This is a genomic window from Dyella jejuensis, from assembly GCF_044904675.1.
Taxonomy (GTDB): Bacteria; Pseudomonadota; Gammaproteobacteria; order Xanthomonadales; family Rhodanobacteraceae; genus Dyella_B; species Dyella_B jejuensis.
Genome location: NZ_JADIKJ010000013.1, coordinates 98,931 through 125,077, shown reverse-complemented (window position 1 = coordinate 125,077; position 26,147 = coordinate 98,931). Strand labels below are relative to the sequence as shown.

Annotated in this window: 24 protein-coding genes; 7 read left to right on the top strand and 17 right to left on the bottom strand. The window is 65.3% G+C overall.

Annotated features, from left to right (window positions below; all coding sequences use genetic code 11):
* The first annotated feature begins 343 nt into the window (after positions 1 to 343).
* Complete coding sequence (locus tag ISP15_RS12710) at positions 344 to 529, top strand: hypothetical protein (RefSeq protein WP_404547886.1); 186 nt, start codon at positions 344 to 346, stop codon at positions 527 to 529.
* 65 nt (positions 530 to 594) lie between these two features.
* Here the strand turns inward: ISP15_RS12710 and pepN are convergent, their stop codons facing one another.
* Positions 595 to 3,252, bottom strand: coding sequence for an aminopeptidase N (gene pepN, locus ISP15_RS12705; RefSeq protein WP_404547885.1), 2,658 nt, complete (start codon positions 3,250 to 3,252; stop codon positions 595 to 597).
* 66 nt (positions 3,253 to 3,318) lie between these two features.
* On the opposite strand from pepN, the gene ISP15_RS12700 reads away from it, so the two are divergent.
* The 3 genes from ISP15_RS12700 (at position 3,319) to ISP15_RS12690 (ending at position 5,951) form a co-directional block, all read left to right on the top strand.
* A complete protein-coding gene (locus ISP15_RS12700) occupies positions 3,319 to 4,326 on the top strand; it encodes an aldose 1-epimerase (protein ID WP_404547884.1) in 1,008 nt (335 codons plus the stop codon).
* Positions 4,323 to 5,273, top strand: coding sequence for a pyridoxal-phosphate dependent enzyme (locus ISP15_RS12695; protein WP_404547882.1), 951 nt, complete (start codon positions 4,323 to 4,325; stop codon positions 5,271 to 5,273). Before ISP15_RS12700 ends, ISP15_RS12695 begins: the two co-directional genes overlap by 4 nt.
* A gap of 99 nt (positions 5,274 to 5,372) precedes the next feature.
* The gene (locus tag ISP15_RS12690) at positions 5,373 to 5,951 is read left to right on the top strand and encodes a DNA-3-methyladenine glycosylase I (RefSeq protein ID WP_404547880.1); all 579 of its coding nucleotides are present in this window, start codon (positions 5,373 to 5,375) and stop codon (positions 5,949 to 5,951) included.
* A 234-nt stretch (positions 5,952 to 6,185) separates the two neighbouring features.
* Here ISP15_RS12690 and bioC read toward each other — a convergent pair whose 3' ends face one another.
* Genes bioC through bioB form a run of 5 tightly spaced genes read right to left on the bottom strand, consistent with a single transcriptional unit; the run spans position 6,186 to position 10,860 of the window.
* Entirely contained in the window at positions 6,186 to 7,067 is an 882-nt protein-coding gene (bioC, locus tag ISP15_RS12685) for a malonyl-ACP O-methyltransferase BioC (RefSeq protein ID WP_404547878.1), read from the bottom strand.
* Positions 7,064 to 7,837, bottom strand: coding sequence for a pimeloyl-ACP methyl ester esterase BioH (bioH, locus tag ISP15_RS12680; RefSeq protein ID WP_404547876.1), 774 nt, complete (start codon positions 7,835 to 7,837; stop codon positions 7,064 to 7,066). The genes bioC and bioH overlap by 4 nt, the downstream gene beginning before the upstream one ends.
* Entirely contained in the window at positions 7,834 to 8,619 is a 786-nt protein-coding gene (locus ISP15_RS12675) for a sulfurtransferase (protein ID WP_404547874.1), read from the bottom strand. Before ISP15_RS12675 ends, bioH begins: the two co-directional genes overlap by 4 nt.
* A gap of 26 nt (positions 8,620 to 8,645) precedes the next feature.
* On the bottom strand, positions 8,646 to 9,830 hold the full coding sequence (gene bioF / locus ISP15_RS12670; RefSeq protein WP_404547909.1) for an 8-amino-7-oxononanoate synthase: 1,185 nt from the start codon (positions 9,828 to 9,830) through the stop codon (positions 8,646 to 8,648).
* Entirely contained in the window at positions 9,817 to 10,860 is a 1,044-nt protein-coding gene (gene bioB / locus ISP15_RS12665; protein ID WP_404547872.1) for a biotin synthase BioB, read from the bottom strand. Before bioB ends, bioF begins: the two co-directional genes overlap by 14 nt.
* 140 nt (positions 10,861 to 11,000) lie before the next feature.
* On the opposite strand from bioB, the gene ISP15_RS12660 reads away from it, so the two are divergent.
* Together ISP15_RS12660 and ISP15_RS12655 are read left to right on the top strand one after the other, a co-directional pair.
* The gene (locus ISP15_RS12660; RefSeq protein WP_404547870.1) at positions 11,001 to 11,207 is read left to right on the top strand and encodes a hypothetical protein; all 207 of its coding nucleotides are present in this window, start codon (positions 11,001 to 11,003) and stop codon (positions 11,205 to 11,207) included.
* Between the two features lie 15 nt (positions 11,208 to 11,222).
* Positions 11,223 to 11,936: a ComF family protein gene (locus ISP15_RS12655; protein WP_404547868.1), complete on the top strand. Its 714-nt coding sequence runs from the start codon at positions 11,223 to 11,225 to the stop codon at positions 11,934 to 11,936.
* 24 nt (positions 11,937 to 11,960) lie between these two features.
* On the opposite strand, the gene ubiA is transcribed toward ISP15_RS12655, so the two are convergent.
* On the bottom strand, positions 11,961 to 12,842 hold the full coding sequence (gene ubiA / locus ISP15_RS12650) for a 4-hydroxybenzoate octaprenyltransferase (RefSeq protein ID WP_404547908.1): 882 nt from the start codon (positions 12,840 to 12,842) through the stop codon (positions 11,961 to 11,963).
* Between the two features lie 235 nt (positions 12,843 to 13,077).
* Here ubiA and ISP15_RS12645 point away from each other — a divergent pair, with 235 nt between their 5' ends.
* Positions 13,078 to 13,476 carry a VOC family protein gene (locus ISP15_RS12645; protein WP_404547867.1) on the top strand — a complete coding sequence of 133 codons (399 nt, stop codon included), beginning with the start codon at positions 13,078 to 13,080 and terminating at the stop codon, positions 13,474 to 13,476.
* On the opposite strand, the gene ilvA is transcribed toward ISP15_RS12645, so the two are convergent.
* From ilvA to ISP15_RS12595, 10 genes are all read right to left on the bottom strand, one after another.
* On the bottom strand, positions 13,465 to 15,024 hold the full coding sequence (ilvA, locus tag ISP15_RS12640) for a threonine ammonia-lyase, biosynthetic (protein ID WP_404547866.1): 1,560 nt from the start codon (positions 15,022 to 15,024) through the stop codon (positions 13,465 to 13,467). The two genes, ISP15_RS12645 and ilvA, sit on opposite strands and share 12 nt — an antisense overlap.
* The gene (gene ilvN, locus ISP15_RS12635) at positions 15,021 to 15,260 is read right to left on the bottom strand and encodes an acetolactate synthase small subunit (protein WP_404547865.1); all 240 of its coding nucleotides are present in this window, start codon (positions 15,258 to 15,260) and stop codon (positions 15,021 to 15,023) included. The genes ilvA and ilvN overlap by 4 nt, the downstream gene beginning before the upstream one ends.
* A gap of 49 nt (positions 15,261 to 15,309) precedes the next feature.
* Positions 15,310 to 17,175 carry a biosynthetic-type acetolactate synthase large subunit gene (ilvB, locus tag ISP15_RS12630; protein WP_404547864.1) on the bottom strand — a complete coding sequence of 622 codons (1,866 nt, stop codon included), beginning with the start codon at positions 17,173 to 17,175 and terminating at the stop codon, positions 15,310 to 15,312.
* A gap of 136 nt (positions 17,176 to 17,311) precedes the next feature.
* A complete protein-coding gene (gene ilvC / locus ISP15_RS12625) occupies positions 17,312 to 18,328 on the bottom strand; it encodes a ketol-acid reductoisomerase (RefSeq protein ID WP_404547863.1) in 1,017 nt (338 codons plus the stop codon).
* Positions 18,325 to 20,040, bottom strand: a complete 1,716-nt coding sequence (gene ilvD, locus ISP15_RS12620) for a dihydroxy-acid dehydratase (RefSeq protein ID WP_404547907.1) — start codon at positions 20,038 to 20,040, stop codon at positions 18,325 to 18,327. The genes ilvC and ilvD overlap by 4 nt, the downstream gene beginning before the upstream one ends.
* A 26-nt stretch (positions 20,041 to 20,066) precedes the next feature.
* Positions 20,067 to 21,158 (bottom strand): 3-isopropylmalate dehydrogenase, encoded by a 1,092-nt coding sequence (leuB, locus tag ISP15_RS12615; RefSeq protein WP_404547862.1) that lies wholly within the window; start codon positions 21,156 to 21,158, stop codon positions 20,067 to 20,069.
* Positions 21,155 to 21,739 carry a 3-isopropylmalate dehydratase small subunit gene (gene leuD / locus ISP15_RS12610; protein ID WP_404547861.1) on the bottom strand — a complete coding sequence of 195 codons (585 nt, stop codon included), beginning with the start codon at positions 21,737 to 21,739 and terminating at the stop codon, positions 21,155 to 21,157. Before leuD ends, leuB begins: the two co-directional genes overlap by 4 nt.
* 154 nt (positions 21,740 to 21,893) lie before the next feature.
* A complete protein-coding gene (leuC, locus tag ISP15_RS12605; protein WP_404547860.1) occupies positions 21,894 to 23,306 on the bottom strand; it encodes a 3-isopropylmalate dehydratase large subunit in 1,413 nt (470 codons plus the stop codon).
* On the bottom strand, positions 23,303 to 24,277 hold the full coding sequence (locus ISP15_RS12600; protein ID WP_404547859.1) for a branched-chain amino acid transaminase: 975 nt from the start codon (positions 24,275 to 24,277) through the stop codon (positions 23,303 to 23,305). The genes leuC and ISP15_RS12600 overlap by 4 nt, the downstream gene beginning before the upstream one ends.
* Positions 24,274 to 25,926 carry a 2-isopropylmalate synthase gene (locus tag ISP15_RS12595; protein WP_404547858.1) on the bottom strand — a complete coding sequence of 551 codons (1,653 nt, stop codon included), beginning with the start codon at positions 25,924 to 25,926 and terminating at the stop codon, positions 24,274 to 24,276. The genes ISP15_RS12600 and ISP15_RS12595 overlap by 4 nt, the downstream gene beginning before the upstream one ends.
* Positions 25,927 to 26,147 lie beyond the last annotated feature (221 nt).

Genomic DNA, 26,147 nt, shown 5'->3' with positions numbered 1-26,147 from the left:
GGCGCCCATTGGGCGCCGTCGTTTTTTTGCGATCTCTTGAAAGAGATCTGGCGCCCGGCGGTCTCAGGAACAGGGGGAATCCAGGATGACCGTATTGCCGGGCGCCAGAAACTGGTAATTCTTGAACTGCACGGCGAAGCGCCGCACCCCCGTTTGCGTGGAGCGATCATCGCCCTAACCGCGTGAACATGAAGTGACTGAAACGCAAATTTATGCCGGTGAACGGCAGCTGCTGACGCAGAGGGTCACTGCGTGATCGGGAGCGAAAACATTATGTGATCTGTATCACAGGCTGGCACGCCTGTTGCAGCATTCCAGATGCGAGACAACGACGAGATGTGGCATGGATAACAGCAACGAATTCGCACCGGTGTACCTGCGGCACGACCTGATGATCGAAATCGGTCGCCTCGAAATGGCGATGGATCATCTGGTCGAGCGCGACTCGGCGCAACAACAGCAACTGCGCCCGCGCCTGGAATCGCGCATGAGTCATTTGCTCAGCGAATTGGGTCACCTGCCGGCCTGAGCGCAACGTTCAACGCACCGCCCCGCGACGGCGACCAGCATGGTCGCCGTTCGCGTTAACAGGGCTCAGTGCTGCAGCACATTGCCGATGATCTCGCCCAGATTGCGCGATAGCTCCTGGCGTTGCGCAAGTGCGCCAAGCGCCAAGCGGGCCGCTTCGCGCCGGACCGGCTCCAGCCGCTGCCACCCGTTGAAGGCCGTCGCCAGGCGCGCTGCGATCTGCGGGTTGAGCGCATCCAGTTGGATCAGCCGTTCGGCAAACAGCCGATAGCCGGCGCCGTCGATGCGATGAAACCCGCTGGGGTTGGCGCTGGCGAAGGCGCCGAACAAAGCGCGCGCGCGGTTTGGATTTTTCAGGGTAAACGCCGGATCGCCTTCCAGTTGCTGGACGATGGCGAGCGCTGCCTCGCCGGGCACCTGGGCCTGCACGGTGAACCATTTGTCCAACGCCAACGGATTGTCCGCGTAGCGTTCGCGGAAGCTGACGAGCGCATCTGCAGCCTGCCATGCGCGATCGCGTACCAGCACGCCGAGCGCGGCAAGCCGGTCGGTCATGCCCTTGGCGTTTTCGAATTGCCGTGCCGCCAGGTCATGGGCCTGATCCGCATCCAGCAAGGCAAGCAACTCCAGCACGCGGCGCTTGAGACGACGCCCGGCCTGGCTGCCGGCGTCGAGCCGATGGCTGGTGTCGGCGGCCAATGTCCGGTAACGCTCGAGCAGCGCCTGCGCGCCGATGTGCGTGGCCAGGCGATGTTGCAGCGCTTGCCGTCGCACATGGATTTTCGCCGGATCCACTTCAAGTTGCCGGTCGGCAAACTCGATTTCACCCGGCGGCGTCAGCAGGTCGGCGAGCAGCGCATCATCGACCGTGGAATGCTGGAACAGGGCGGCCAACGCATCGCACCAGGCATCGCACGCCTTGGCGTCGTGCGTGCCCTGGAGGCTGTCAAAGGCAAGCATGGCCAGCTGCTGTCCGGCTTCCCAGCGATTGAACCCATCCGCATCGTGCGTCAGCAACAAGGCCAGTTCCGCGGGCGTGTAGTCGCATTCGAGTACCACCGGAGCGGAAAAGCCACGCAGCAGCGATGGCACCGGTGGCGCATCGACGTGGCGGAAAATGAAATGCTGCGCGGCCTTGTCGAGGACGATCACGCTTTCGGTTTGCGGTATCCCTCCACCGAAATCCTCGCCATGCAAGGGCAGCATGCGACCGTGCTGATCGAACAACGATAGCTTCACCGGAATCGGCAGAGGCATCTTGTCGGGCTGGCTCGACGCAGGTCGCATCTGTTGCGACAGCGTAAGCGTGTATTCGCGGCGTGCCGGGTCGTATTGGCCCTTGGCATGCAGGCGCGGCGTACCTGGCTGCGCGTACCACGCCAGGTACGGCGTCAGGTCGATATCGTTGGCGTCGCCCAGGGCGGCGAGGAAATGCTCGATCGTTGCCGCCTGTCCGTCGTGGCGTTCGAAATACAGGTCCATGCCATGGCGGAAACCATGCTGGCCGAGCCGGCCGGCGAGCATGCGCACCAGTTCCGAGCCCTTTTCATAGACGGTCGCGGTATAGAAATTATTGATCTCGCGATATTCGGCCGGACGCACCGGATGCGCCAGCGGGCCGGCGTCTTCCGGGAATTGCGTGCGGCGCAGCAGCGATACATCCTCGATGCGCTTCAACGGTGGCGAATTCATTTCCGCCGAAAACTGCTGTTCCCGGAATACGGTAAGGCCTTCCTTCAAGGAAAGCTGGAACCAGTCGCGACAGGTCACGCGGTTACCGGTCCAGTTGTGGAAATATTCGTGCGCCACCACTGCTTCGACGGCGCGATATTCCTCATCCGTGCTGCTATCCGGATCGGCCAGCAGGTATTTCGCGTTGAAGATATTCAGTCCCTTGTTCTCCATCGCGCCCATGTTGAAATCGTGCGTGGCCACGACATGGAATACATCCAGGTCGTACTGGCGTCCGTAGGTGCGTTCGTCCCAGCGCATCGCGCGTTCCAGCGCATCGAGTGCGTAATGGCAACAATCGATGACATTCGCCTCCGACCAGATCACCAGTTTTACCGGGCGGCCGTCCGCGGTGATGTACTCGCGCTGGATGTGTTCCAGGCGGCCGGCCACCAGTGCGAACAGATAGCTGGGCCTGGGATGCGGGTCCACGAATCGCGCCCAGTGGCGGCCGTCCGCGAGCCCGCCTTGGCCATCCGGGTTGCCGCCGGCAAGCAGCACCGGGAAACGCGCGCGATCGGCACGCAAGGTGACGGTATAGCGGGCCAGTACATCCGGCCGATCGGGAAAGAAGGTGATGTGGCGAAAGCCTTCGGCCTCGCATTGCGTCAACAGAAAGCCGCTGTCACGCGAACCCGACAGATACAGGCCTTCCAGCGCCGTGTTGGCGGCGGGGCGGATCCGCACGCGCGTCTGCAGCACACTGCCATCGTGCACGCCATCCACTTCCAGCACGCCCTTGTCGTAACGGTAGGCATCGCTGCCGAGCGCCTTGCCATCGAGCGAGATCGCCAGCAATTCCAGGCCTTCGCCATCCAGGCGCAGCGGTGTCGATGGCGTGGTGGCGGCACCACGCAATACCAGGCGTGATGACACTTCGGTGCAGTCGATATCCAGTTCGACCTCCAGCTCAACGGTATCTACCGACCAGGCGGGTTGGTGATAGTCACGCAGGCGGATCGGCGGGGTGGCGAGTTCGTTGACGAGGGTCATGCGGCACACGGGATGAACGGGGACGTATCAGGCTAACATGAGGCCCCTTCCCCACAGGACAAGCGGATGAGCGAGTTCACGATCGAAAAGACGCAGATGGGGCCGCACGATGTATTCGTTCTTGACGATGCCGGGCGTGGACGCCGCGTGCGCATAGCGCGCCGCGGGGCGACCCTGGTTTCCCTCGAACAGCGCATTGCCGGCGAGTTTCAGCAACTGGCCGACGGCTACCGCGACGGTGCGGAACTGGACAGCCGGCCCGGCTCGCGTTTCGCCATCATGGCGCCGTTCGCCAACCGCATCGACGACGCACGCTATACGTTCGATGGACAGTCCCATGACTTGCAGCCGGGCGTCGAAGGGGCGCAGCGCGCCAGCCGGCACGGTTTCGTGCGCGGGGTGGATTTCGATGTGGTGATCCAGCATGTCGATGGCGACGGTGCCCACATCACCTTCGCTACCTCGGCGATCCGGCCCGGCGCGTTCGCGGGCTATCCGTTTGCGATCGATCTTGCCGTGACCTATACGCTCGACGCCCGCGGCTTGTCGCTGCAGGTCAGCATGCGCAATGTCGGCGAGACGGCGGCGCCGTGTTTCTTCGGCTGGCACCCTTATTTCCGTATGGGCGACAGCGCTGTCGATACCTGGGAGTTGCAGGTGCCGGCGCGTGCGCTGGTCCGCACCACCGCCGACTACATTCCGCTGCCGGGCGCGCAGGCGTATCAGCCGCTGGATGCGGCGCCAACGGAGTTGGATTTTCGCAAATCAAAGCCAATTGGCAGCGCCAGGATCGATAACGCCTTCGCCGACCTCGTGCTCGACGCCGACGGCCGCGCGCGCACTCACTTGCGCGATCCGGCCAGCGGCGTGCGCATCAGCATGTGGCAAGAGCATGGGATCGTGCTGGTATTCACCGCGGACACGGTTACCCGCGACGTGCGCCGCGCCGTCGCCCTGGAGCCGATGGAAAGCATGTCGAACGCCTTTAACCGGCCCGATTGCGCCAATGCGATCCGGCTGGAGCCCGGCACGGAAAGAGTGTTCCGTTGCGGCGTGGAGATCGAGATCCCATGAGCGTGACATTGCCTGGCCTCGAGCAGATTCGCGATGCGGCCGCCCGCATCGCGCCGCACGCTACCATCACGCCAGTGTTGCGAAGCGCGGCACTGGAAGATCTGCTCGGCGCGGAGCTGCATTTCAAGTGCGAGAACCTGCAGCGCGGCGGCGCGTTCAAGTTTCGCGGCGCCTGCAACGCGGTGTGGTCGCTTGCCGATGACGAGGCCAGGCATGGCGTGGTCACGCATTCCTCCGGCAATCATGGCAATGCGCTCGCGATGGCTGCCGCGACCCGCGGCATTCCCGCGCACGTGGTCGTGCCGGAGGGCGCCGTGCGCGCGAAGGTCGAGGCGATCGAGCGGGCCGGTGCGATCATGCATCGCTGCGCGCCCACCATCGCCGCGCGTGAAGCGAAGGCTGCCCAGGTGCAGCAGGCCACGGGCGCCATCCTGGTCCATCCCTACGCCGATACCCGCGTTATCGCCGGCCAGGGCACAGCGATGCTCGAACTGCTGCAGCAAAGCGCCGGGCTGGACACGATCATCGCCCCGGTCGGCGGCGGCGGCCTGCTGTCTGGATGTGCGATTGCCGCGCATGGCATGAATCCGGCGCTTGCCGTCTTGGGTGCCGAGCCTGCTGGCGCGGACGATGCCGCGCAGTCGCTGGCGCGCGGCGCACGTATCGAATCGTTCGTCCCGGATACCGTCTGCGATGGTTTGCGCACCTTGATCGGTGAGCCGAATTTGGAGGTCTTGCGCGAGCATCGGGTCGAAGTCATCACCGTCAGTGACGAGGAAACCATCGCGGCCATGAAACTGCTGTGGCAGAACCTCAAGCTGGTGGTGGAGGTATCGAGCGCCACCGTGCTGGCGGCGCTGCTCAAGCAGCGCGATCGCTTCGCGGGCTGTCGCATCGGCCTGGTGCTGACCGGTGGCAACGTGGATATCGACCGGTTGCCTTGGTAGGCGCGTCCTCGATCGAATGCTATCCGTGGCGGCTGATCCGCGACGACGGCGCGCGCTATCCTGCATCGCCAATGTTGGCTGAAAAATAGGGAGTGCGCAGTGACTGCACGCATACGTTGCCATTGGGCGGCCGATGGCGAATTGATGCAGGCATACCACGATACCGAGTGGGGCATGCCGCTGCACGACGATCGCGCCTTGTTCGAATTTCTGTGCCTGGAAGGTGCCCAGGCTGGCTTGTCCTGGCGCACGGTATTGCACAAGCGCGACAACTATCGCCGTGCGTTCCATGGGTTCGAGATCGCGCGCGTCGCCGCGATGAAGGATCGCGAACTGGAGGCACTGCTGCTCGATCCGGGCCTGATCCGTAATCGCCTGAAGATGACCTCGGTACGCGACAATGCCAAGGCCGCGTTGCAGGTCATTGCCGAACACGGCAGCCTCGATGCATACCTATGGTCCTTCGTCGACGGCAAGCCGATCTGCAACAACTGGCGCACCCGCAGCGACGTACCTGCCAGTACGCCATTGTCGGACCGGATGAGCAAGGACCTGAAAAAGCGCGGTTTCCGCTTTGTCGGTACCACGATCTGCTATGCCTTCATGCAGGCCACCGGAATGGTCAATGACCATCTGCTCGAATGCTTCCGGCATAAGCCCTGCGCCGCCAGGCGATAAGCGCGAAGACATGCCGCATGTCATCCGTTCAAGGAGCGGCGGCGTCAGGGCTTGTTTCCATTATTCGCGTGACCTGCGCGCCATCGTCATGAAGGGCCAGGCACATATCCGGCAACTCGACGACAACCATCAACGGATGACCGGCAATGCGCCCAGGCTCGACCTTGGCGCCCGGCGCCGCCACGACATCTGCTTCGGGGACCCGCGTTCCAGGCGCGTAGAAGTAACGTTCGATCAGCGCCGGCGTGAGCCGCGCAGGCTGTCGAGGGAAAAGCTCGCGATTTCGCCGCCGCCTTTCGCGCGTCGCGATTGCCCCGGCGGCGGCCCCCAGGCGTGCGCGGTCACCACTTCCCAGGTTGCAGGGATGCGTCCGTCCACCCGCATGGCCTCATAGGCGGCCAGCATGTGCTGGAAGTGATGCTTGCCGGTCAGTCCTCGCTCGCGACCGCGATCGGCATGCGTGGCGCCAAGGCCTTTCAGCTCCCGCAATAACGCTTTCGGCTCGCTGTAGGTCAGCGTGTAGCGATCCACGTCCAGCACCGGATCGCGCAGGCCGGCGTTGATCATGGCATCGCCCAGGTCGTGCATGTCCAGGAAGCGGCTCACGTGGGAATGCTGGTCCACGGACGCCCAGGCGGCGCGCAGTTCGCGCAGCGTGTCTGGGCCGAAGCTCGAGAAAAGCAGCATGCCGCCAGGCTTGAGCACCCGCACGCATTCGCCGAACAGGGCGGGCAGGTCATCGATCCATTGGAAGCACAAGTTGGAATGCAACACGTCCACGCTGTGATCGGGCAGCGGCAGCGCGGTGGCCTCGCCGCATACCCGCAGGAACGGCTTGAGCCACCCGGCATGCGTTTTCGCGGCACGCAACATGGGCAATGCCGCATCCACGGCGATGACCTGTGCTTTCGCATAGCGCTTCCTGAGCTGCGCGCTTCCGCGTCCCGTGCCTGCGCCTACATCGATCACCCGTTCGGGTTGCTGCGGGTAGAAATCCAGGCGTTCGAGCAGCTGTTGCTGTACCTCGCGCTGGAGCGCGTCGTGCTGCTCATAGCTGCTGGCCGCGTGGCTGAAATTGGCGCGCACGCGGTGCGTGTCGACCTGGTAGTCGCTCATGGAAAACTCTCGAGCCAGGGAAGCAGCGTCTGTGCTACCGCATCGGCGTGACTGAGGAAGGGCGCGTGTCCGGCATGGGCGACCACATGAAAGGTGCCTGCGCCCGCGGCGGCTGACCATTGCATGGCATCCGGATGCACCAGGCGATCGAGACGGCCCGCGCTCCACCAGCTCCTGCCTGCCGGCAATGCGGGGAGAAGAGGACGCAGATCGGTCTGGTCAAGGATGCGGATGCCTTCCTGCAAAACGCGCAAGTCCGGTTCGCCGCGCGCGAACACGTCGGCGCGCAGCCGGCGCAGGTCGCCGCGCGGATCGGGGCTGCCCATCACTTCCAGCGCCAGGAACCGTTCGATGGTGGCGTGGTAGTCGGTTTCCAGATCGATGGCCAGTTGCCGCGCCAGGGAGGGATCCCTGCCGTAGGGCCAATCGCTTGCGCTGGTGAAGCGCGGCGTGGCGCACAGCATGGCCAGGCCGCGCACGTGCCGCGGCAAGGCCAGGGCGCCGCTGAGCGCGACCAGTCCGCCAAGCGACCAGCCCAGCCAGATGGCCGGCGGTGTCGCCTGCGCGATGGCGTGTGCGCAAGCGTGCGGTTCCAGCGGCAGGTTGCAATCGCGCGAATAGCCATGCCCCGGCAGGTCGACGAGGTACAGGGTGCAGTGCCTGGCCAGCGCCTCGACCAGCGGCGCGAATACGCCGCCGTGCATGGCCCAGCCATGGATCATCACCAGCGGTATCGGGCCGGTGCCGCGAACTTCGATGTACAGGCTCATGGCGCGGTATCGTCGCTGGACTGACGCTCCGCCCTGGCGCACGTTCCGCATGAGCGCGAGGGTTCCAGCGTCTTGTCGACCGCGCCGCGTTCGTCGAATACGAAGCAGTCGCCTTGCCAGTGTGCACCGCCTGCTTCTTCGAAATATTTCAGGATGCCGCCTTCCAACTGGTAGACACCGTCCATGCCGACATCCTGCATATACAACACCGCCTTCTCGCAGCGGATGCCGCCGGTGCAATACGAAACCACGGTCTTGCCCGCGTAACGCGCCTGGTCGGCGGCGAGCGCATCCGGCAATCCGGTGAAGCTGCTCAAGCGATAATCCACCGCCTGCGGAAACATGCCGACATCCGTTTCATAAGCGTTGCGCGTATCGAGCAGCACGACTTCCCGGCCGTCGTCGTCATGGCCCTGGTCGAGCCAGCGCTTGAGCGTGGCCGCGTCCACGGCGGGCGCGCGCCCGCCTTCGGGACGGATCGTAGGCCGGCGCAGGGTGATGATTTCCTGCTTCAGGCGCACGCGCATGCGCTTGAACGGTACGTCCTCGGAAAAGGATTCCTTGGCCTGCAGCCCGGCAAAGCGCGAGTCCTCGCGCAGCCATGCCACGAACGCATCGATCGCGTTGCGCGGACCGGCCAGGAACAGGTTGATGCCTTCCGGCGCCAGCAGGATCGTGCCTTTCAGTGCCAAGGCGTGGCAGCGCGCGAGCAGGCGCTCACGCAGCGCGGGCAAATCGTCCAGGCTGACGAAGCGATAGGCGGAGATATTGAGGATCGACATAGGCGAGGACGGCGTGCGGAAGGCAATTATACCGGCGCATCCATCAGCCGCAGGGAAGCCAGGGCTTCCAGCAAGCGGTCCACATGCGTTTCCTCATGCGTCGCCGATAGCGTCACGCGCAGGCGGGCTTGCCCTTGCGGCACGGTGGGCGGACGGATCGCCACCACCAGCAGGCCTTGCGCTTCCAGTGCCCGCGCTGCGTCCAGCGCGCGCTGCGCGTCGCCCAGCAACAGCGGCTGGATCGCCGTGCGCGACGGCATCAGCGGCAGGCCAAGTTCGGCCGCGCCGCGCCGGAAACGCCGGATCAGCTGTCCGAGTTTGTCGCGCCGCCAGCTTTCGTCGCGCGCGATGGCGACCGCACGCAATGCCGCCGCCGCCAGAGCCGGTGGCAGCGCGGTGGTATAGACATAGGTGCGTGCGAACTGGGTCAATCCATCGATCAATGCGGCGGAACCGGCGACGAACGCGCCACTGCATCCCAACGCCTTGCCCAACGTAGCCATCAGCACGGGGACGTCGCGTTCATGCAATCCGCTTTCGCTCACGCTGCCGGCACCGGATTCACCGAGCACGCCAAGGCCGTGCGCATCGTCCACCATCAAGGTGGCGCCTTCGTTTGCGCACAGGCTGGATAGCTCACGCAGCGGCGCGATATCGCCATCCATGCTGAATACGCCATCGGTGGCGAGCAGTGCGCAACCTTCCGCGTTGCGTTGCAGTTGACGGATGGCCGCGTCGACCTCGGCATGCGGATAGCGCTTCAACGTTGCGCCAGCCAGTTGCGCACCGTCGAGCAGGCAGGCGTGATTGAGTTTGTCCTGCACGCACAGTTCGCCGCGCTGGAGCAACGCTTGCATCACGCCGAGATTGGCCATGTAGCCGGTGGAAAATAGCAGCGCGCGCTCGCGCCCGGTCCATTCGGCCAGCGCTTCTTCCAGCATGGCGTGTTCGCGGCGATGACCGCAGATCAAGTGCGCCGACCCGCTGCCCACTCCATCGGCATCGGCCGCCTGTTTAAGGGCGGCGACCAGCCGGGGATCCTGGGCAAGGCCGAGGTAATCGTTGTTGCAGAAAGCGAGCAGGCGACGGCCATCGCTTTCCAGCCAGGGGCCATCGGTTTTGGTTATCGTGCGCAGGCGCCGATGCAGTTGCGCCTGCGCGCGTTCGGCCGTCTGGACGGCCAGTCGCCCGAGCAGGTCAGGCCGCGGCACTGCAGCCACAGCTTTGCCCGCAGCCGTCAGCTTCTGTTTCCAGGATGTCGGCGTGCACGGTATCGGTATCTTCGTTCACTTCCAGCGCGTGCAGGTCGAGGCGGCGGAACAAGGCGCGATCGTGCTCCACATCCGGGTTGCCGGTGGTCAGCAGCTTTTCGCCGTAGAAAATCGAATTGGCGCCGGCGAAAAAGCACAGTGCCTGCACCGCGTCGTCCATCTGCTGCCGGCCGGCCGACAGCCGCACCATCGACGCGGGCATGAGAATGCGCGCCACCGCGATCGTGCGCACGAACTCGAATGGATCCAGCGCCTCGGTGCCATGCAGCGGCGTGCCTTCCACTTGCACCAGCTGGTTGATCGGCACCGACTGCGGATGTTCGGGCAGGTTGGCCAGCGTCTGCAGCAGGCCGGCCCGCTGCGTGCGCGTTTCGCCCATGCCGACGATGCCGCCGCAGCAGGTTTTCAGGCCGGCTTCGCGGATGTGCTCGAGCGTGTCCAGGCGATCCTGGTATTGCCGGGTATGGATGATTTCGCCATAGAACTCGGGCGCGGTATCCAGGTTGTGGTTGTAGTAATCCAGCCCCGCCTGCTTGAGCGTATGCGCCTGGGTGTCGGTGAGCATGCCGAGCGTGGCGCAGGTTTCCAGGCCCAGCGCTTTTACCGCCGAGACGATTTCGGCAACCTGGGTGACGTCGCGATCCTTCGGACTGCGCCATGCCGCACCCATGCAGAAACGGCTGGCGCCGGCCTGCTTGGCAGCCTGGGCACGAGCGACCACGGCATCCACCGACATCAACTTTTCCGCCTTGACGCCGGTGTGATAGCGCGCGGCCTGCGGGCAATAGCCGCAATCCTCGGGGCAGCCGCCGGTCTTGATCGAAAGCAGGGTGGAAACCTGGACCGCGTTCGGATCGTGATGGGCGCGATGCACGCCATGGGCCTGATGCAGCAACTCGTTGAATGGCAGGGCAAACAGTGCGGCGACTTGATCGCGCGTCCAGTCGTGGCGGATAGCGGCTGCGGACATGGGCTAATGCTCCAGAAAACCGGGGCACAGTGTGGAAGCCGTCTGAAACAGTGTCAACTCGATCTGGGTACAAGTGGTTGACGCGATGAAAGGCGACGGACCCGCTACCATCGCCGCACATCCATCGAAGGAGTCGATCCATGAGTGCAGGTCAGGGCAGTGCCGGCAACGTCATCGCCGCGGTGTGCAGTCTGTTCGTTCCCGGCCTGGGCCAACTGGTGCAGGGACGCCTGCTGAAAGCGGTAGTGATGTTCGTGCTGGCGGTCATTCTCTGGTTCTTCTGGCTGGGCTGGATCATCCATCTGTGGTCGATCCTCGACGCGGCCCTGTTCAAACCCCGCGCCTGAGCGACTTCTTTGCGCATGGATGCGCCCCGGCGATGGCTGTCCGCATGGCATGGCTGGCTGCTGCCATGGCGATGCCTGCTGTGCGGAGACGCCGGTGCAGCAGGGATGGATCTTTGCCGCGACTGCGCCGCCGAGCTTCCTCGCAACACCTCATGTTGCGCCCACTGTGCGTTGCCGCTGGCGATCGCCGCGCCGCAGTGCGGCGGCTGCCTGCGCAAGCCGCCGCCATGGGATGCCGCCTGGGCGCCCTTTCGCTATGCCTGGCCACTGGACCGGTTGGAAACCCGCTTCAAGTTCAACCGCGATCTCGCCGCCGGACGTGTACTGGCAACGCTCTGGCAGCGCGAACGATGTCCAGCTTCGCTGCCGCCATTGATCGTGCCGGTACCCTTGCACCGGCGCCGTTTGCGAGAGCGCGGCTACAACCAGGCACTCGAGCTGGCGCGACCATTGGCACGCGCATTGGGCATTCCGTACCGGCACGATCTCTTGCGGCGTATTCGGCATACCGAGGCCCAGACCGGACTCGATGCGGTACAGCGACGACGCAATCTGCGCACGGCCTTCGCGCTAAACCATGCTGCCTCGCTTCCTGCGCATATCGTGTTACTGGACGACGTATGCACGACCGGCGCCACGCTGGAAGCCTGCACTCACGTACTGAAACGAGCGGGGGTGATGCGTGTCGACGTGTGGACGCTGGCGCGGGCGCCGATGCCAGGTCGTTGAGCACGCGCCCTGGATGTCTCGGCATCAGCGCACGGCGAGCGCCAGGGCGATGCCGATCCACAGCGTCAGGCCAAGCCAGTTGTTGTGCCGGAATGCCGCCAGGCAGGCGTCGCGTTCGCGATTGCGGATCAGCCATTGCTGCCACCCGAACAGCCCGGCGGCGGCAGCCAGCGCCAGCCAGTAAGGCCAGCCGAGGTGAGCGCGGTTGCCGATCATCAGCATGGCGACCAGGAAAGTGCCCATCAACACGCCGATGATGGCGAGGTCCGCATCGCCGAACAGGATGGCGGTGGAACGCGCGCCGGCCTTCAGATCATCGTCGCGATCGACCATCGCGTATTCGGTGTCGTAGATCACCGACCACAGGATGTTGGCGATAAACAGCAGCCAGCCGAGCGGCGGCACGCTGCCCTGGATGGCGGCGAAGGCCATCGGGATCGACCAGCCGAACGCCGCGCCGAGCACCACCTGCGGCAGATCGGTGTAGCGCTTGGTAAAGGGATAAAGAGCGGCCAGCGCGGCGCCAAGGAAGGAAAGCTTGATGGTCAGCGCGTTGGTCAGCAGTACCAGCAGGAAAGCGAATGCCAGCAGCGCGGCAAAGACCATCAATGCTTCGCGCGGTGTCACCCGTCCGGAAGCAATGGGCCGTCCGGCCGTGCGCGCCACTTGCGGATCGAGCTTGCGGTCGGCGTAGTCGTTGATCGCGCAGCCGGCGGCGCGCATCGCGAACACGCCAAGCGTAAAAATCGCCAACGGCTTCCAGGGCGGAAAATCCCCGGCCGCCAGCCACAACGCCCACCAGGTCGGCCACAACAGCAGCAGCGCGCCGATCGGACGATCCATGCGAGTCAGGACGAGCAGGTCGTGGGCTTTCTGCCGTTGGCGGTCGGGCAGCTTCTGCAGCATCCAGTCGAGCACGCGCGCGGCGCGCGTCGAGCTGTCGGCCGGACGGACTGGCCTGGGTGCGGCCGGGCGCGCACGAGGCGCGACCGGCGCCGGAGAATTGCGCCGCGGGCGCTTGCGGGAAGTGGGAGCCATTCGGCAAGTTTAGCGTTGCGCCGGCCGCCAGGCAGCAGTAGTACATTGTCTTCCGGCAGGGGTCGGTCTAGGATTTCGCACCGCGTCGGGGGTCAGGTCCATCATGGTCACGTCCATCAGTCATATTGCGCTGATCGTGCGCGACCCCACACGTACCGCGGAACTGTTCGCCGGCGTACTCGATGCCCATGTCATGGCCGATCGGACCGACCGTGACGGACACCCGCAACGCTTTGCGAAGTTCGGTGGCGTGTGGTTCGTGTTGCGCCAGGGCGACGGGCCTTCCTGCCGCAATGGCGACCACATCGCGCTCGAGGTTACCCCCGACCAGTTGCGTGCCTGCGCGGGCAAGCTGGCAACCTTCGACGTCGAACATTTCATGGCGTGCCAGGACACCACGCTCTATTTCATGGATTACGACAATCACGTGTTCGCACTGGACGCGGGCGGCTCCATCGAGAAGAAGGCGATCCCCGTGCCCTCTGATGTGCTACGTGCGTAGCAGCAGGCGATAGGCCGGATTGTCGCTTTCGTCCACGTAGGGATAAGCGAGCGTGGCGAGGAATTGCCGCAACAGGGCATGCTCGCTCGGCGGCACCTGGATACCGACCAGGATGCGCCCATAATCGGCGCCGTGATTGCGATAATGGAACAGGCTGATGTTCCAGTCCGGACGCATGCGCTCCAGGAAGCGCGCCAGCGCGCCGGGACGCTCCGGGAAATCGAAGCGATAAAGGCATTCATCGCGCGCCAGCGGCGAACGGCCGCCGATCATGTGGCGAAGATGCAGTTTCGCCAGTTCATCGCCGGTCAAGTCGAGCACGTCGAAACCGTTGGCGCGAAAAGCGGCGGCAAGTGCCTCCCGTTCCTCCCGCTGCGCGGTTTGCACGCCCACGAAAATATGCGCGGCCTGCGCATCGCCGATCCGATAATTGAATTCGGTGATCGAATGCTGGCCGAGCGCGGCGCAAAAACGCCGGAAACTGCCGCGCTGTTCGGGAATGGTCACGGCAAATACCGCTTCGCGCTGTTCGCCGATTTCCGCGCGCTCGGCGACGAAGCGCAGGCGATCGAAATTCATGTTCGCGCCGGAAATCACGGCAACCAGCGCGCCATCGACCGCCCCATGTGCGCTGACGTACTGCTTGAGCCCGGCCAGCGCCAGCGCGCCGGAAGGTTCCGGAATGCTGCGCGTATCCTGGTAGATATCGCGGATCGCGGCACAGATGGCGTCGGTATCCACCCGCAATACGTCATCCAGGTATTGCCGGCATAACGGAAACGTCAGCGCGCCGACCTGCTTGACCGCGGTGCCATCGGCAAACAACCCGACCTCATCCAGCGTGACGCGAACGCCGGCCTCGAAGGCGCGCGCCATTGCATCGGCATCATGCGCCTGCACGCCGATCACGCGCACTTGCGGGCGTCGCGCCTTGACCACGGCGGCGACCCCCGCCGCCAGCCCGCCGCCGCCGATCGGCACGAACACGGCATGCAGCGGCCCGGGATGCTGCGCGAGTATTTCCAGCGCGATGGTGGCCTGGCCGGCGATCACGTCCGCATCGTCGAAAGGATGCACGAAACTGGCGCCGCGCTCGTCGCAAAGCCGCTGCGCTTCGGCTTGCGCGTCGCTATAGGACTCGCCGAACAGCACGATCCGCGTGAAGTCGCCGCCGAAGCGGCGCACGGCATCGACCTTCACCTGCGGCGCCGTCACCGGCATCACGACGGTGGCGAGAATGCCCAGGCGCGAGGCGGCCAGCGCCACGCCTTGCGCGTGGTTGCCGGCCGAGGCGGTCACCACGCCGCGCGTTCGTTCGATCGCGCCGAGTTGCGCCATGCGGTTGTAGGCGCCGCGCAACTTGAAGGAAAAAACCGGTTGCTGGTCTTCGCGCTTCAGCAGCACGGTGGAGCCGAGCCGGGCGGACACCAAGGCGGCAGGTTCCAGTGCCGTCTGTTGCGCGACGTCATAGACCTGTGCCGCCTCCGCGCGGCGCAGCATCGAGGCGGCCGTAAGCACCGTATCGCCAGCGGCCAGCCGCGCGTTCATACCGGCGCCGGATGCTCGACCTGCAACACATCGACCAACTTGCGCGTCTGCTGCAGGATCTGCGTCAGGGCGGCATCGTCGCCGCGCACCGTCAGGGTGAGGCGCGACACCGCCGGATCAGCGGTGGCGGCCACAGTCAGCGTGTCGATGTTGTGGCCGCGCGCGGCAAACAGGCCCGCCACGCGCACCAATGCACCGGCTTCGTTCTGCAAAAGAATGGAAAGCGTGTGTTGCATGGACCTGTTTCCTGTAGTGATGGCTGCCAAGACAGTCGTTCGTATCGGATCAGAAGCTGTCGCAAGCGACGGCCTCGCCGGTATGCAAAGCCGCGCGGGCGGGAATGAAGTCGCCGGTGATCATTTGCGAGTAATTGGCGCCGGGGCCGACCATCGGATACACGCCGGCCTCCGGATCGATCATCACCTCCAGGAACGCGGGCCCCTCGAACGCCAGGAAGGCGGCGATGGTGCCAGCCAGCTCTTCGCGCCGTTCCAGCCGGCGCGCCCAGGCAAAGCCGTCGGCTTCGGCGGCGCGCACGAAATCCTTGCGATGCAGGCTTTTGTCGGATGAAGCGAAGCGGCCCTTGAAGAACAGCTTCTGCCACTGGCGCACCATGCCGTCGCCAATGTTGTTGAGCACCACGATCTTCAGCGGCAGGCCGTAAGTGGTGACGGTTTCCAGCTCGCCCAGATTCATGCGGATGCTGGCATCGCCATCCACATCGATGACCAGCGCGTCGCGTCGCGCGAACTGTGCGCCGATCGCGGCGGGCAATCCGAAACCCATCGTGCCCATGGAACCCGAGGTCAGCCAATGCCGCGGTGCGCGAAAGTCCAGGTATTGCGCCGCCCACATCTGGTGCTGGCCGACACCAGTGCTGATGATGGCCCGGCCCTGCGTATGCCGGTTGATTTCCTCCAGCACCGCGTAAGGCTGGATCAGTGCGCTGTCGCGATCGTAATTCATGGCATGCGTGCGCTTGAGCGAAGCGACGTGCGCATGCCAGTCGGCAAGCATCGCTACGTAGCCATGTGTCTTGCCGTACTGCGCCAGCCGTTGCAGCGCGCGATCCAGCGGACCGACGTGGTGCCAGTGCGCATGCTTGACCTTGTCGATCTCCGCCGGATCGATATCGATATGCGCGATGAACCTGGCTTGCGGTGCAAACTGATCGGGAACGCCGGCCACGCGATCGTCGAAGCGCGCGCCCAGCGCCAGCAGGAAATCGCAATCCTCCACCGCGTAATTGGCGTATGCCGTGCCGTGCATGCCCAGCATGTGCAGTGCCAGCGGAGCGGTGGTGTCGTAGCCGCCGATGCCCATCAGGGTAGTGGCAACTGGCAACCCGAATGCGTTTACGAATGCTTTCAACGCCGGTGCTGCGCCGCCGGCGATGATGCCGCCGCCGGCATAGATCAAGGGTCGTTTCGCTTGCGCCAAGGCATCGAAGAACGCGGCGCATTCGGTATCGCTCAAGGTCGCCTGTTCGATCGCGCGCAGCCGTGTGCGATAGCCGGCAAGCGGCAGTTCGCCATGGCCCTGGAAGCGGATAGTGGCGTTCTGGATATCCTTGGGGATATCCACCACCACCGGGCCCGGCCGTCCGCTGCGCGCAATGGTGAAAGCAGTACGCAAGGTGGCTTCCAGTTGCGCGGCTTCGGTCACCAGGAATACATGCTTGGCGCAGCAACCCATGATGTTGCTGATCGGCGCCTCCTGGAAGGCGTCGCTGCCGATCGCCTGCGTGGCGACCTGGCCGCAGAGGACGACAATGGGAATCGAATCGGCGGCCGAATCGCGCACTGGCGTCACCATGTTGGTGGCGCCTGGGCCGGAGGTGACCACCGCTACGCCGACCTTGCCCGAAGCGCGCGCATAGCCCGATGCCATGAAGCCGGCGCCCTGCTCGTTGGCCGGTACGATCAGCGGCATCGGTTCATTGCCGTGCGCATCGGGATGTTCGGCGTTATAGCGGAAAATGGCATCGTAGACCGGCAGGATCGCGCCGCCGGAATAACCGAACAGGACATCGACACCTTGTTCCGCCAACACCTGCACCACGACTTCCGCACCGTCCAGGTCCTTGCCTGCGAGCGGATGGAGCACGCTGCCGCTGTCGGCATCGGCGGCGGTGGGGTCGGGCAATGGCATGTTCACCTGGATCCTTTGCTGATGCGCTTGAACGTGGCTCGCTTTGTCATGGGCATGATCGTCGTGACCTTATTAAGGTCCATGCGGCGCTGCCCTGCCGGAGGATGGGGAAGCCGGGGCAGCGCCGCATGGGTTTTCAACCCACCTTCTTCAGCGGCGGCTGGCCTGCTTTCGCGCTGCTTTGCAGCCATGGCATGCGCGCGCGCAGGCTGGCGCCGACCTGCTCGATCGGATGATCGAGATCGGCTTGCTTGAGCTTCTTGTAGTTGGGCAGGCCGGCGTTGTATTCGGCGATCCAGTTGCGCGCGAAGGTGCCATCCTGGATGTCCTTCAAGATTCCCTTCATGCGTTCCTTGGTGGCACCATCCACCACGCGCGGGCCGCTGACGTAATCGCCGTATTGCGCAGTTTCGGAAACGAATTCCAGCATGCGCGTGATGCCACCCTCGTAGAACAGGTCCACGATCAGTTTCAGCTCGTGCAACACTTCGTAATAGGCGATCTCGGGTTGGTAGCCGGCTTCGACCAGCGTTTCGAAACCCTTGATCACCAGCTCGCTGGCGCCGCCGCACAGCACCGCCTGCTCGCCGAACAGATCGGTCTCGGTTTCTTCCTTGAAGTCAGTCTTGATCAGCATGGCGCGCGCGCCGCCGATGCCGGCCGCATAAGCCTTGGCCTGTTCCTCGGCATGGCCGGTCGTGTCCTGGTGCACGGCATACACGCACGGCACGCCGCGGCCGCGTTCGTATTCGCTGCGCACCAGCGCGCCCGGGCCCTTGGGTGCAACCAGGATCACATCGATGTCCGTGCGCGGCTCGATCTGCTTGAAGTGCACGTTGAAGCCGTGCGCGAACAACAGCGCCGCGCCGGCCTTGAGGTTCGGCTCGATGGCTTGCCGGTACAGCGCAGGCTGCACCATGTCCGGCGTCAGCACCGCCACCAGGTCGGCGCCACGCACCGCCTCGGCCGGTTCGACCACCTGGAAACCATCGGCCACGGCTTTGTGCCAGGTGGGGCCGTTGGGACGCAGGCCGACGACGACATCCAGGCCCGAATCCTTCAGGTTGAGGGCGTGCGCGCGTCCCTGGCTGCCATAGCCCAGGACGGCGATCCGCGCCTTGGCAAGCGCGTCGGTGGTAGCGGTAGTGCTCATGCGGTAACTCCTGCTTTAGCGGTCGTGGGATAGCGTTGGATGGAAGCGGGCGTGGCTACGGCGGTATGCGGATGCGTGGTGGCGCCGTCGGATGCGGAACCGACCAGGCGCGCGTATTTGGCGAGTGCGCCATGCGTGACTTTCGCCGGCGGTGCCTGCCAGCCGGCGCGACGGCTGTCGAGATCGGCGTCGGTGTGCAGTTCGCGCCGATCGCCGTCGATGAAGATGCGATCGCCATCGCGCAGCAGGGCAATCGGGCCGCCGCGCGCCGCCTCGGGCGCGATGTGGCCAACCATGAAACCGTGCGTGGCGCCGGAGAAGCGGCCGTCGGTGATCAGGCCCACATCGTTGCCCAGGCCGCGGCCGACGAGCGCGGCGGTGACGCCTAGCATCTCGCGCATGCCGGGGCCGCCGGCGGGACCTTCATTGCGGATCACGATCACGTCGCCGGGCTTGATCTGGCCGCCTTGCACGGCAGCGAACGCCGCTTCCTCGCTTTCGAACACGCGCGCGACGCCTTCGAAATAGTTGGCGCCCTTGCCGGCCAGCTTGAGGATGCAACCTTCCGGCGCGAGATTGCCGTACAGGATCGAATAACCACCGCGCGGTTTCAGCGGTTTGGCGATCGGATGCACCACGTCCTGGTTTTCCGCGCGCGGCGCGGCAGCGCATTCTTCGTACAGGCTGCGGCCGGTGACGGTGGGGCCATCCTCCAGCATGCCGGCGCCGATCAATTCCTGCGCGACGCGCGCGCTGCCGCCCGCGCCGAACAATTCCACCGCGGTGTAACGGCCGGCGGGCAACAGGTCGGCGATCACCGGGGTGTGCACCGAAGCAGGCTCGAAATCCTCGATCGTCCACGGCACGCCGGCCTCGCGGGCGATCGCCAGCAGATGCAGAACCGCGTTGGTCGAGCCGGCGGTGGCGGCGACCATGCGCGCGGCATTGCGGAACGCGGCAACGCTGAGCATATCCAGCGGCTTGCGCTGCTCGCGCAGGCAGTCCATCACCAGTTCGCCGCAGCGGAACGCTGCATGCGTCTTCGCCGGATGCGTGGCCGGGATATCGTTGAAGCCCATCGGCGAGAGGCCCAGCGCCTGCAGCACCATCGCCATGGTGTTGGCGGTGAACTGCCCGCCGCACGCGCCGGCGCCGGGGCAGGCGTCCTTTTCCACCGATGCGAGTTCGGCATCGCCGATCTTGCCCGCGCCGTGCGCGCCGACCGCTTCGAACACCTGCTGGATGGTGATGGGATGATTGTCGTGCGTACCGTGTGCGATGCTGCCGCCATACAGCGCAACGGCGGGGATATTCAGGCGTGCCATCGCCATGGCCGCGGCGGGAATGGTCTTGTCGCAGCCACACAGCACCACCATCGCGTCGAGGCAATGGCCGTCCACCGCCAGCTCGATCGAATCGGTAATCACCTCGCGGCTGATCAGCGAAGCACGCATGCCGGGTGTGCCCATCGCGATGCCGTCAGTCACGGCGATGGTGTTGAACTCGACTGGCGTGCCGCCCGCGGCGCGAATTCCCGCCGCGGCATGTTCGGCCAGTTCGCGCAGATTGAGGTTGCACGGGCTGACGTTGGACCACGTATGTACCACCGCCACCAGCGGCTTGGCGATATCGCCATCCTGCAGCCCGGTAGCGCGCAACATGGCGCGAGCGGGCGCGCGGTCGGGGCCGGTTTTGATCAAGTCACTACGCATTTTGTTCTCGCTCATGGGATCTGCGCTCAACCGCACGCACGCAGGCCGCACAGAAAGGCTGGCGTGGCAACGTCGTCGAGTGCGGCGATCACCGCATCGCGGATCTCGCTGGTATGAGCCTTGCCGCCGATATCGCGGCTGTGCGGGCCGTTGCTCAATACATGGTTCACGGCGGCTTCGATGGTGGTCGCTTCGATGTCCAGTCCCAGCGAATGACGCAACAGCAATGCCGCCGACAAGATCGCGCCCAGCGGATTGGCGACATTCTGGCCGGCGATATCCGGCGCCGAACCATGGATCGGCTCGTACAGGCCGGCCTTGCCTTCGCCCAGCGATGCGGATGGCAGCAGGCCCAGCGAGCCGGCCAGCGCGGCGGCTTCGTCGGTGAGGATGTCGCCGAACAGGTTTTCCGTGACGATCACGTCGTAGCGTGCCGGCTGGGTCAGCAGCAGCATCGCCATCGAATCGACCAGCTGGTGTTCCAGCTTCACGTCCGGGTAGTCCGCGGCAATGCGCGTCACCGTGCTGCGCCACAGGCGCGAGGTTTCCAGCACGTTGGCCTTGTCCACCGAGGTGACGTGCTGGCGGCGTTCGCGCGCCAGTTCAAAGGCGCGGCGCGCGACGCGCTCGACCTCGGCCACGGTGTATTTGCATTCGTCGGTGGCGGTGTCGACCGTGCGCGTCTTGGCGCCGAAATACGCGCCGCCGGTCAATTCGCGCACGAACAGCACGTCGACGTGCTTGAGCTTCTCGTTCTTCAGCGGCGACAGCGAAGCCAGCGCCGGGTGCACCTGCAACGGGCGCAGGTTGGCGAACACGCCCAAGGCGGCACGCAATGCCAGCAGGCCCTGTTCGGGGCGCACCTTGGCCTGCGGGTCGGACCACTTCGGCCCGCCGACCGCGCCCAGCAGCACCGCGTCGGCGTGCTTGCAGGCCTGCAATGTGGCGGCGGGCAGCGGCTCGCCGGTGGCGTCGATCGCGCAACCGCCAATGGCATGGGTTTCGAATGCGAAGGTGTGGCCGCTGCGTTCGGCAACGGCTTCCAGCACGGCGACCGCCGCGTCGATGACCTCGGGACCTACGCCGTCGCCGGGCAGGGTAACGATGCGCGCTTTCATGCCGCCTTCTCCTGATCGTGTTCGTAATGGGTGATGGCCGCGGCGTGCTGCAGCAGGAAGCCGAGCTGGTCGACGCCGTTGAGCAGGCAATGCCGTGCGAACGGTTCGAGCTGGAAGCGGATGTACCCGCCGTCCGGCAGCCGGATGGTTTGTTCGCGCACGTCGATGGACAGCTCGATGCCGGGGTTTTGCAGCAGCCAGCGATGCTCCGCCTGTTCCAGCACGATCGCGAGCAGGCCGTTTTTCAGTGCGTTGCCGCGGAAGATGTCGGCGATCTCGCTGCACAGTACGGCCTGGATGCCGTAGTCGAGCAACGCCCAGGGCGCATGTTCGCGCGATGAGCCGCAGCCGAAGTTGCGGCCGGCGACGAGGATCGCGCAGCCGCGCGCGGCGGGCTGGTTGAGCGGAAAATCCGGGTTGTCGCCGCCATCGTGGGTGTAGCGCCAATCCTGGAAGCAATGCTTGCCCAGGTCGCTGCGTTCGGTGGTAGTGAGGAAGCGCGCGGGGATGATGCGATCGGTATCGATGTTTTCATCGGACAGCACCGCGGTGCGCGAGTGGATGCGATGGATGGGTTTCATGCGAGGACTCCAGGTGAACGGACTTCCTCTTCCCCATGGAGAGAGGATTGCACGGCGGGGGAGCGCTTCGCTGGCAGCGCCGGGCAAGCTTGGCCGCTCGCCTTGACCCTCGCTTCGAAGGGAAGAGAGAACTGATCGCGCGGTTGGGTGGCGCTCATGCCGCTACCTCCGTCAGGTATTCGCGCGGATCGGCAATCGCGCCGGCGATCGCGGACGCAGCGGCGGTGGCCGGGCTGGCAAGCACGGTGCGTGCGCCCTTGCCCTGGCGGCCCTCGAAATTGCGGTTGGACGTGCTCACCACCAGCTGGCCCGGCTGGGCGATATCGCCGTTCATGCCGATGCACATCGAGCATCCCGGCACCCGCCATTCCGCACCGGCGGCAAGGAATACCTCGTGCAGGCCTTCGTGCTCCGCATCGCGGCGCACCGCTTCGGAGCCGGGTACCACCAGCATGCGCACGCCGTCGGCAACGCGCCTGCCGCGCAACACGTGTGCGGCTTCGCGCAGATCCGACAGGCGCGAGTTGGTGCAGCTGCCGATGAATACAACGTCCACCGCGGTGCCTTGCATCGGCTGGTTCGGCCTGCCTTGCATGTAGTCGAGCGCGCGTTGCTCCTGCGGGTTGCGCGCGGCGGGCACCGGCTGGTCCAGCGCGATCGCCATGCCCGGATGCGTGCCATAGGTGACGGTAGGACGCACCTGGCTGGCGTCGATGCGCACTTCGCGGTCGTAGACGGCGCCTTCGTCGCTGCGCAGGCCGCGCCAACGCTGCACGGCGGCTTCCCACGCGGTGCCTTGCGGTACGCGCGGACGTCCCCGCAGCCAGGCGAACGTGGTTTCGTCCGGTGCGATCAGGCCGGCGCGCGCGCCGGCTTCGATCGACATGTTGCACACCGTCATGCGCTCTTCCATCGACATCGCTTCGATGGCTTGGCCGCGGTACTCGAGGACGTGGCCGGTGCCGCCGTCCACGCCGATCTCGCCGATGATGTGCAGGATCAAGTCTTTTGCACCCACCCCGCGCGGCAGCTTGCCGTCGACATGGATCGCAAACGTCTTCGGCTTGCGTTGCAGCAGGCACTGCGTTGCCATCACGTGGCCGACTTCGGTGGTGCCGATGCCGAACGCCAGCGCGCCGAACGCGCCATGGGTGGAGGTGTGGCTGTCGCCGCAGACGATGGTCATGCCGGGCTGGGTGGCGCCCAGTTCCGGGCCGATCACGTGCACGATGCCGCGGTCGCGGCTGTCCCAACCGTACAGGTCGACGCCGAATTCGCGACAGTTCGCTTCCAGCTGCGCCACCTGGGCCTTGGCTTCGGCGTTCGCGTAAGGACGCTCGCCGCTGGCTCGCGGTGGCAGGGTCGGGGTGGAGTGATCGAGCGTGGCCAGCGTGCGATCGGCACGGCGCAGCCCCAGGCCGCGCGCGCGCAGTTCGCTGAAAGCCTGCGGCGAGGTGACTTCGTGTACCAGGTGCAGATCGATGTACATCACCGAGGGTGTGTCAGCCGTTTCGGGCGCGACCACATGGGCATTCCAGATTTTCTCGAACAATGTCTGCGGGCTCATGCCGTGATCTCCAGCGCGGGCTGTGGGTGAGGGAAAGCGCGGCCTTGCGCGGCCGCAGCGGGGACATGGGTAAGCCAGCCGTAGCGATCCGGCGTGCGGCCGTCGAACAGGCCGAAGAAGGCATCGCGCAGCGCGCGCGTGATCGGACCGGGCGCGCCGTTGCCGACCTGTTTGCGATCGACCGAACGCACCGGCGTGATTTCCGCGGCGGTGCCGGTCATGAATACTTCGTCGGCGGCGTACAGCGCTTCGCGCGGCAGGTCGCGCTCCTCCACCGCGATACCCAGGTCGTGGGCGAGCGTGACAACCGAATCGCGCGTGATGCCGGCCAGGATGCCGGCGCTCGACGGCGGCGTAAGCAATCGGCCGCGCCTGACCAGAAACAGGTTCTCGCCCGCGCCTTCGCTGAGCAGGCCGTTAGGTCCCAGTGCGATGCCTTCGTCGTAGCCGCCGCGGCGTGCTTCCAGCCCGATCAGCTGGCTGCTGAGGTAATTGCCGCCGGCCTTGGCCCAGCTCGGGATCGTGTTCGGCGCGGGACGATGCCAGGAGGACACGCATACGTCCGCTCCCACTTCGGCGGCATCGCCAAGGTAGGCGCCCCATTGCAAGGCCATGATCGCGACGTCGACGGGCGCGCCGTCCCTGGGGAGAACGCCGAGCCCGCCGGCGCCGCGAAACACGATTGGCCGCACATAGGCCGATGCCAGCCGGTTGGCGCGGATCACCTCCAGGCAAGCTTCATCGATTTCCTGTTCGCTGTAGCCGATCTGGATCTCATACACGCGCGCCGACTCGAACAGGCGTCGCGTATGGTCGGCGAGGCGGAAATACGCCGGCCCCTCCGGCGTGGCGTACACGCGCTCTCCCTCGAACACGGACGAGCCGTAGTGCAGCGCATGCGTGCTGACGTGCACGGTGGCCTCGGCCCACGGCTTGATGTGGCCGTTGTGCCAAAGGAAGGGCGTATTCATGCGGACGTCTCCTGTTGCGCGCATCCCTTCGCGCGTCGCTCGGAAAGCGGCACTCCCTGGCCGTAGGCTGCAAGCGGCGGATCCTGGGAAAGCTGGCGCTCGATGCGATTGACGATGGCCAGCGCGGCGTGTGCGGTGGCTTCGATGATGTCGGTGCTCACGCTGGTGCCGTTCCAGTCGCGCTGGGCGTGGCGCGCGGTGAGCTGCGCATGGCCTTGCGCATCGCCGCCTTCGCTCATCGCGCGAACCTGGAAGCGGGTCAGCACCATGTCGGTACCGGTGGCGCGTTCGATCGCCCGCAATACCGCGTCCACCGGGCCGTCGCCGATCGCCGCTTCGCCGATCTGGCGGCCGTCCTCATGGCTCAGCTTCACGGTCGCCGATGCGCTGCTGCCCAGGTGCGAACTGGTGTTGAGCTGGGTCAGGTGCCACGGACCGGTGGCATCCGGATCCTGGCCCAGGGCCAGGGCTTCGAGGTCTTCGTCGCGAATTTCGCGCTTGCGGTCGGCGAGGATCTTGAAGCGCTTGAAGAGGCTATCCATGGCGTTGTCGTCGAAGCGATGGCCGAGTGCCTCCAGGCGCTGGCGCAATGCGTGGCGGCCGGAATGCTTGCCCAGCACCAGCGTGGTCTCGGCGATGCCGACATCCTGTGGCCGCATGATTTCGTAAGTGCCGCGATGCTTGAGCATGCCGTGCTGGTGGATGCCCGATTCATGCGCGAAGGCGTTTTCGCCGACCACGGCCTTGTTACGCGGCAAGGCCTGGCCGGTCACCTGGGTCAGCAGACGCGAGGTCGGATAGAGCTTGCGTGTGTCGATCCGGGTATGCAGGCCGAAGTGCGGCGCACGCACTTTCAGCGCCATCACGATCTCTTCCAGCGCGGCGTTGCCGGCGCGCTCACCGATGCCGTTGATGGTGCATTCCACCTGGCGCGCGCCGGCGCTCACCGCAGCCAGGCTGTTGGCGACGGCCATGCCCAGATCATCGTGGCAGTGCGCGGAAAACACCGCCTTATGGGCATCGCGCACGTGGCTGCGCAGATACGCGAACAGTTCGACCATTTCGGCTGGCGTGGTGTAGCCCACGGTATCGGGCGCGTTGAGGGTGCTGGCGCCAGCGGCGATGGCGGCGCTGAAGATGTCGGCCAGGAATTCCGGTTCGGTACGCAGCGCATCCTCGGCGGAAAACTCCACGTCGTCGCAGTGCTTGCGCGCATGTTCGATGGAAGCGATGGCCGTTTCCAGCACCTGGTTCTTGCTCATGCCGAGCTTGTGCTCGCGATGCAACGGGCTGGTGGAGAGGAACAGGTGGATGCGCGACCGTCGTGCGTGCTGCAACGCGCGCGCGGCGGTATCGATGTCGCCGCTCTGGCATCGCGCCAATGCGCATACCGTGGTACTGCGCAGCGCGCGCGCGATGTCGTCGACGGCGGCGAAATCATCCGGCGAAGCCTGCGGGAAGCCGGCCTCAAGGATGTCTACCCCGAGCGCCTCCAGCGCTTGTGCCATGCACAATTTGGCGCGCCGATCCATGGAAAAACCGGGCGCCTGCTCGCCGTCGCGCAAGGTGGTATCGAAGATGCGAACGCGATCTTCGGCGCTTTCGCCACCTTCGTCGGTGCCGTTCGATGCTGCTGCTTGGGGGGTCATGCCTGGCTCCGTTTTGGGCGGTGCCGAGGGGCAACAAAAAACCCCGCATCCTGGTCGGGTGCGGGGTTCTTCGGGGTATCAGGTCAGTTTTGCTTTACCTTGACACGCGCCCTCAGCCCGCACCTCCGTTGGTAATGAGGAGTACGAGTACAAGGGAAAGAAGAAGGAGGCCGACAACCGGCAGCATGTCCGCGAGCGTCGGTGGACGAATCGCGCGGGTC

Excerpts from the sequence above, each read along its gene's own strand:
- ISP15_RS12710 (WP_404547886.1), top strand. The coding sequence starts at position 344 with ATGGATAACAGCAACGAATTCGCACCGGTGTACCTGCGGCACGACCTG.
- pepN (WP_404547885.1), bottom strand. The coding sequence starts at position 3,252 with ATGACCCTCGTCAACGAACTCGCCACCCCGCCGATCCGCCTGCGTGAC.
- ISP15_RS12700 (WP_404547884.1), top strand. The coding sequence starts at position 3,319 with ATGAGCGAGTTCACGATCGAAAAGACGCAGATGGGGCCGCACGATGTA.
- ISP15_RS12695 (WP_404547882.1), top strand. The coding sequence starts at position 4,323 with ATGAGCGTGACATTGCCTGGCCTCGAGCAGATTCGCGATGCGGCCGCC.
- bioC (WP_404547878.1), bottom strand. The coding sequence starts at position 7,067 with ATGAGCGACTACCAGGTCGACACGCACCGCGTGCGCGCCAATTTCAGC.
- bioH (WP_404547876.1), bottom strand. The coding sequence starts at position 7,837 with ATGAGCCTGTACATCGAAGTTCGCGGCACCGGCCCGATACCGCTGGTG.
- ISP15_RS12675 (WP_404547874.1), bottom strand. The coding sequence starts at position 8,619 with ATGTCGATCCTCAATATCTCCGCCTATCGCTTCGTCAGCCTGGACGAT.
- bioB (WP_404547872.1), bottom strand. The coding sequence starts at position 10,860 with ATGTCCGCAGCCGCTATCCGCCACGACTGGACGCGCGATCAAGTCGCC.
- ISP15_RS12660 (WP_404547870.1), top strand. The coding sequence starts at position 11,001 with ATGAGTGCAGGTCAGGGCAGTGCCGGCAACGTCATCGCCGCGGTGTGC.
- ISP15_RS12655 (WP_404547868.1), top strand. The coding sequence starts at position 11,223 with ATGGATGCGCCCCGGCGATGGCTGTCCGCATGGCATGGCTGGCTGCTG.
- ubiA (WP_404547908.1), bottom strand. The coding sequence starts at position 12,842 with ATGCTGCAGAAGCTGCCCGACCGCCAACGGCAGAAAGCCCACGACCTG.
- ISP15_RS12645 (WP_404547867.1), top strand. The coding sequence starts at position 13,078 with ATGGTCACGTCCATCAGTCATATTGCGCTGATCGTGCGCGACCCCACA.
- ilvA (WP_404547866.1), bottom strand. The coding sequence starts at position 15,024 with ATGAACGCGCGGCTGGCCGCTGGCGATACGGTGCTTACGGCCGCCTCG.
- ilvN (WP_404547865.1), bottom strand. The coding sequence starts at position 15,260 with ATGCAACACACGCTTTCCATTCTTTTGCAGAACGAAGCCGGTGCATTG.
- ilvB (WP_404547864.1), bottom strand. The coding sequence starts at position 17,175 with ATGCCATTGCCCGACCCCACCGCCGCCGATGCCGACAGCGGCAGCGTG.
- ilvC (WP_404547863.1), bottom strand. The coding sequence starts at position 18,328 with ATGAGCACTACCGCTACCACCGACGCGCTTGCCAAGGCGCGGATCGCC.
- ilvD (WP_404547907.1), bottom strand. The coding sequence starts at position 20,040 with ATGCGTAGTGACTTGATCAAAACCGGCCCCGACCGCGCGCCCGCTCGC.
- leuB (WP_404547862.1), bottom strand. The coding sequence starts at position 21,158 with ATGAAAGCGCGCATCGTTACCCTGCCCGGCGACGGCGTAGGTCCCGAG.
- leuD (WP_404547861.1), bottom strand. The coding sequence starts at position 21,739 with ATGAAACCCATCCATCGCATCCACTCGCGCACCGCGGTGCTGTCCGAT.
- leuC (WP_404547860.1), bottom strand. The coding sequence starts at position 23,306 with ATGAGCCCGCAGACATTGTTCGAGAAAATCTGGAATGCCCATGTGGTC.
- ISP15_RS12600 (WP_404547859.1), bottom strand. The coding sequence starts at position 24,277 with ATGAATACGCCCTTCCTTTGGCACAACGGCCACATCAAGCCGTGGGCC.
- ISP15_RS12595 (WP_404547858.1), bottom strand. The coding sequence starts at position 25,926 with ATGACCCCCCAAGCAGCAGCATCGAACGGCACCGACGAAGGTGGCGAA.